Source organism: Arthrobacter silviterrae, assembly GCF_011045165.1.
GTDB lineage: Bacteria > Actinomycetota > Actinomycetes > Actinomycetales > Micrococcaceae > Specibacter > Specibacter silviterrae.
Window position 1 is genome coordinate 1 of the sequence record NZ_JAAKZI010000065.1, and the last position, 5822, is coordinate 5822.

Consider the following 5822-nt stretch of genomic DNA (forward strand, 5'->3'; position numbering starts at 1 on the left):
TGTTGTTTGAGAACTCAATAGTGTGCCAAGTTTTATTGATACCAATTTATTGTTTGATGGATTGGTTATTTGGTTGTGTGTTGCCGCCCCTGTGGTGATGCATGGCTGTTTAGCTGGTTTCGAATTTAGTGCACATGGCTGGCATCTTTTTCCGGTGTGGTTGTGTGTGTCTGTTTGTTTTATTAACGGAGAGTTTGATCCTGGCTCAGGATGAACGCTGGCGGCGTGCTTAACACATGCAAGTCGAACGATGAACCGGTGCTTGCACCGGGGATTAGTGGCGAACGGGTGAGTAACACGTGAGTAACCTGCCCAAGACTCTGGGATAAGCCTGGGAAACTGGGTCTAATACTGGATGCCGACTTTCCGCCGCATGGTGGGGGGTTGAAAGGCTTTTGTTGGTTTTGGATGGACTCGCGGCCTATCAGCTTGTTGGTGGGGTAATGGCCTACCAAGGCGACGACGGGTAGCCGGCCTGAGAGGGTGACCGGCCACACTGGGACTGAGACACGGCCCAGACTCCTACGGGAGGCAGCAGTGGGGAATATTGCACAATGGGCGAAAGCCTGATGCAGCGACGCCGCGTGAGGGATGACGGCCTTCGGGTTGTAAACCTCTTTCAGTAGGGAACAAGGCCAGCACTTGTGTTGGTTGAGGGTACTTGCAGAAGAAGCGCCGGCTAACTACGTGCCAGCAGCCGCGGTAATACGTAGGGCGCAAGCGTTATCCGGAATTATTGGGCGTAAAGAGCTCGTAGGCGGTTTGTCGCGTCTGCCGTGAAAGTCCGGGGCTCAACCCCGGATCTGCGGTGGGTACGGGCAGACTAGAGTGATGTAGGGGAGACTGGAATTCCTGGTGTAGCGGTGAAATGCGCAGATATCAGGAGGAACACCGATGGCGAAGGCAGGTCTCTGGGCATTAACTGACGCTGAGGAGCGAAAGCATGGGGAGCGAACAGGATTAGATACCCTGGTAGTCCATGCCGTAAACGTTGGGCACTAGGTGTGGGGGACATTCCACGTTTTCCGCGCCGTAGCTAACGCATTAAGTGCCCCGCCTGGGGAGTACGGCCGCAAGGCTAAAACTCAAAGGAATTGACGGGGGCCCGCACAAGCGGCGGAGCATGCGGATTAATTCGATGCAACGCGAAGAACCTTACCAAGGCTTGACATGAACTGGAAACGCCCGGAAACGGGTGCCCCGCTTGCGGCCGGTTTACAGGTGGTGCATGGTTGTCGTCAGCTCGTGTCGTGAGATGTTGGGTTAAGTCCCGCAACGAGCGCAACCCTCGTTCCATGTTGCCAGCGGGTTATGCCGGGGACTCATGGGAGACTGCCGGGGTCAACTCGGAGGAAGGTGGGGACGACGTCAAATCATCATGCCCCTTATGTCTTGGGCTTCACGCATGCTACAATGGCCGGTACAATGGGTTGCGATACTGTGAGGTGGAGCTAATCCCAAAAAGCCGGTCTCAGTTCGGATTGGGGTCTGCAACTCGACCCCATGAAGTCGGAGTCGCTAGTAATCGCAGATCAGCAACGCTGCGGTGAATACGTTCCCGGGCCTTGTACACACCGCCCGTCAAGTCACGAAAGTTGGTAACACCCGAAGCCCATGGCCCAACCCGCAAGGGAGGGAGTGGTCGAAGGTGGGACTGGCGATTGGGACTAAGTCGTAACAAGGTAGCCGTACCGGAAGGTGCGGCTGGATCACCTCCTTTCTAAGGAGCACCACACGGACACGGGGCGTTCCGCAGGGAACGCGCTGGTGGCGTGAGGAGAATAATCCATTGCGAGAACGATTGTTTCTCGGTGGATTGCTCAAGGGTGGAATATCAATGAAGCAGGTGCCTGCCGGCACGGGGCAATCCGAAATCAGTACAGCAGCCGCTTTGTGGGTGCGGGGAACGTTTCTTTATGGGTTGGCTTGTTCTGGCGGGTGGCGTTTGGCACACTGTTGGGTCCTGGGACAACGACACGTTAGCGTGTTGGTTTGTTTCCTGGTTTCCTGCGCATGGCCGCCTGCCAGGCGGTGTCCGGTGGTTCTTCCTTGTGGGAGGGGTTGTTGGGTGCTTTTGGCGGGTTGGTGTGTGGTGGGGTTGTTGTTTGAGAACTACATAGTGAACGCGAGCATCTTTTATAAGGAAGCAATTTCTTTGAGACATGAATGAACCTGGGAAGCTCTTTGAGTTTTCCGTGGTTCTCTCGATAAATGAAGTATGAAATCTTGCGGGTGCGGCGCTTTGTGTGTTGTTGCCTGTGAGTTGGCTGCTTGTGTGTGGTCAAGTTTTTAAGGGCGCACGGTGGATGCCTTGGCATTAGGAGCCGAAGAAGGACGTAGGAATCTGCGATAAGCCTCGGGGAGTTGATAACCGAACTTTGATCCGAGGGTGTCCGAATGGGGAAACCCCGCCACCCGTTGCAAGGCGAGGTGGTGACCCGCACCTGAATATATAGGGTGTGTGGGGGGAACGTGGGGAAGTGAAACATCTCAGTACCCACAGGAAGAGAAAACAAGAGTGATTCCGTTAGTAGTGGCGAGCGAACGCGGATGAGGCTAAACCGTGCCATGTGTGATAGCCGGCGGGCGTTGCATGGTCGGGGTTGTGGGACCTGCCGTTCCAGTTCTGCCGGACTGGTGGGGGGAATGGTGCATGCATAGGTGAAGGGTTTTGAATGGCCTGCCGTAGAGGGTGAGAGTCCCGTAACCGAAATGCAGTGCACTCCCTGGTGGGGATCCCAAGTAGCACGGGGCCCGAGAAATCCCGTGTGAATCTGTCAGGACCACCTGATAAGCCTAAATACTACCTAATGACCGATAGCGGACAAGTACCGTGAGGGAAAGGTGAAAAGTACCCCGGGAGGGGAGTGAAATAGTACCTGAAACCGTGTGCTTACAATCCGTCAGAGCGGGCGTGCCCTTTGGGGTAGTTGTTTCCGTGATGGCGTGCCTTTTGAAGAATGAGCCTGCGAGTTAGTGTTACGTCGCGAGGTTAACCCGTGTGGGGAAGCCGTAGCGAAAGCGAGTCTGAACAGGGCGTTGCAGTGGCGTGATCTAGACCCGAAGCGAAGTGATCTACCCATGGCCAGGTTGAAGCGTGTGTAAGAGCGCGTGGAGGACCGAACCCACTTCAGTTGAAAATGGAGGGGATGAGCTGTGGGTAGGGGTGAAAGGCCAATCAAACTTCGTGATAGCTGGTTCTCCCCGAAATGCATTTAGGTGCAGCGTTGCGTGTTTCTTGCTGGAGGTAGAGCTACTGGATGGCTAATGGGCCCTACAAGGTTACTGACGTCAGCCAAACTCCGAATGCCGGCAAGTGAGAGCGTGGCAGTGAGACTGTGGGGGATAAGCTTCATAGTCGAGAGGGAAACAGCCCAGACCACCAACTAAGGCCCCTAAGCGTGTGCTAAGTGGGAAAGGATGTGGGATTGCTTAGACAACCAGGAGGTTGGCTTAGAAGCAGCCATCCTTGAAAGAGTGCGTAATAGCTCACTGGTCAAGTGATTCCGCGCCGACAATGTAGCGGGGCTCAAGTACACCGCCGAAGTTGTGGATTTCAAACATGTCCCTAGCCGGGCTTGCCCGGTTCAGGGGTTTGGAGTGGTAGGGGAGCGTCGTGCAGGCGTTGAAGCCGCAGTGTGAACTAGCGGTGGAGGCTGCACGAGTGAGAATGCAGGCATGAGTAGCGAAAGACGGGTGAGAAACCCGTCCGCCGAATGATCAAGGGTTCCAGGGTCAAGCTAATCTGCCCTGGGTAAGTCGGGACCTAAGGCGAGGCCGACAGGCGTAGTCGATGGACAACGGGTTGATATTCCCGTACCGGTGAAGAACCGCCCATATTGAACCGGTGATACTAACCGCCCAAAGCATCAGTGCGTGTCCTTCGGGGCCAGGCTGGTGGTGCGCGCGGGACCCGATCCGGGGAGGTAAGCGTATTAACAGGTGTGACGCAGGAAGGTAGCCAAGCCGGGCGATGGTAGTCCCGGTCCAAGGATGTAGGAGACACCATAGGCAAATCCGTGGTGTGGTCTTTAGTGACGACTTTGAGATCTGACGGGACCCCTCTTTTGGGGAATTTGGTGATCCTATGCTGCCAAGAAAAGCATCGACGCGAGGTTCCAACTGCCCGTACCCCAAACCGACACAGGTGATCAGGTAGAGAATACCAAGGCGATCGAGAGAATTATGGTTAAGGAACTCGGCAAAATGCCCCCGTAACTTCGGGAGAAGGGGGGCCTGCCCCGTGAAGGAACCATGCGTTCCGTGAGCGGGTGTGGGCCGCAGAGACCAGGGGGAAGCGACTGTTTACTAAAAACACAGGTCCGTGCGAAGTCGCAAGACGATGTATACGGACTGACTCCTGCCCGGTGCTGGAAGGTTAAGAGGACCGGTTAGCCAACTTGTTGGCGAAGCTGAGAATTTAAGCCCCAGTAAACGGCGGTGGTAACTATAACCATCCTAAGGTAGCGAAATTCCTTGTCGGGTAAGTTCCGACCTGCACGAATGGAGTAACGACTTCCCCGCTGTCTCAACCATAAACTCGGCGAAATTGCAGTACGAGTAAAGATGCTCGTTACGCGCAGCAGGACGGAAAGACCCCGAGACCTTTACTATAGTTTGGTATTGGTGTTCGGAGTGGCTTGTGTAGGATAGGTGGGAGACTGTGAAACCGCAACGCCAGTTGTGGCGGAGTCATCGTTGAAATACCACTCTGGTCACTTTGGACATCTAACTTCGGCCCGTAATCCGGGTCAGGGACAGTGCCTGATGGGTAGTTTAACTGGGGCGGTTGCCTCCTAAAGAGTAACGGAGGCGCCCAAAGGTTCCCTCAGCCTGGTTGGCAATCAGGTATCGAGTGTAAGTGCACAAGGGAGCTTGACTGTGAGACCGACAGGTCGAGCAGGGACGAAAGTCGGGACTAGTGATCCGGCGGCACATTGTGGAATGGCCGTCGCTCAACGGATAAAAGGTACCTCGGGGATAACAGGCTGATCTTGCCCAAGAGTCCATATCGACGGCATGGTTTGGCACCTCGATGTCGGCTCGTCGCATCCTGGGGCTGGAGTAGGTCCCAAGGGTTGGGCTGTTCGCCCATTAAAGCGGTACGCGAGCTGGGTTTAGAACGTCGTGAGACAGTTCGGTCCCTATCCGCTGCGCGCGCAGGAAATTTGAGAAGGGCTGTCCTTAGTACGAGAGGACCGGGACGGACGAACCTCTGGTGTGTCAGTTGTACTGCCAAGTGCATCGCTGATTAGCTACGTTCGGATGGGATAACCGCTGAAAGCATCTAAGCGGGAAGCCCGCTTCAAGATGAGATTTCCATGCACATCACGTGCGGGAGGCCCCCAGCCAGACCACTGGGTTGATAGGCCGGATGTGGAAGCGAGGACTAAAGACTCGTGAAGCTGACCGGTACTAATAGGCCGACAACTTGAAACACACACAAACCCTTACACAAAAGCATGCACGCGTTCACTATGTGGTTCCCAAACAACAAACCCACCCGTTTGCCACAGGAAACCAAAACACACAGGACACCCAGGCCCTGGCCGCCCCGCACCACGGGCCCGACCACGGCACGGAACCCTGTACAATTGAATACTGTTGATCCACAACACCCAACAAGCCACCCAACCCAGCAATGGTTTGGGGAACGAGTTACGGTGGTCATAGCGTGGGGGAAACGCCCGGTCCCATCCCGAACCCGGAAGCTAAGACCCACAGCGCCGATGGTACTGCATTCGAGAGGATGTGGGAGAGTAGGACACCGCCGGACAACACCAACAGGTCGAGGCCCCACACCACACAGTGCGGGGCCTCCC

General features: G+C 55.5%; 3 rRNA genes. All 3 read left to right on the plus strand.

What is annotated here, in order from left to right:
* The first annotated feature begins 182 nt into the window (after positions 1–182).
* Positions 183–1720, plus strand: a 16S ribosomal RNA gene (locus G6N77_RS19285).
* 559 nt (positions 1721–2279) lie between these two features.
* Positions 2280–5439: ribosomal RNA gene (locus G6N77_RS19290) — 23S ribosomal RNA — on the plus strand.
* Positions 5440–5659: 220 nt separating this feature from the next.
* Positions 5660–5776: ribosomal RNA gene (gene rrf / locus G6N77_RS19295) — 5S ribosomal RNA — on the plus strand.
* The 16S, 23S and 5S rRNA genes sit together here, the layout of an rRNA operon.
* Positions 5777–5822 lie beyond the last annotated feature (46 nt).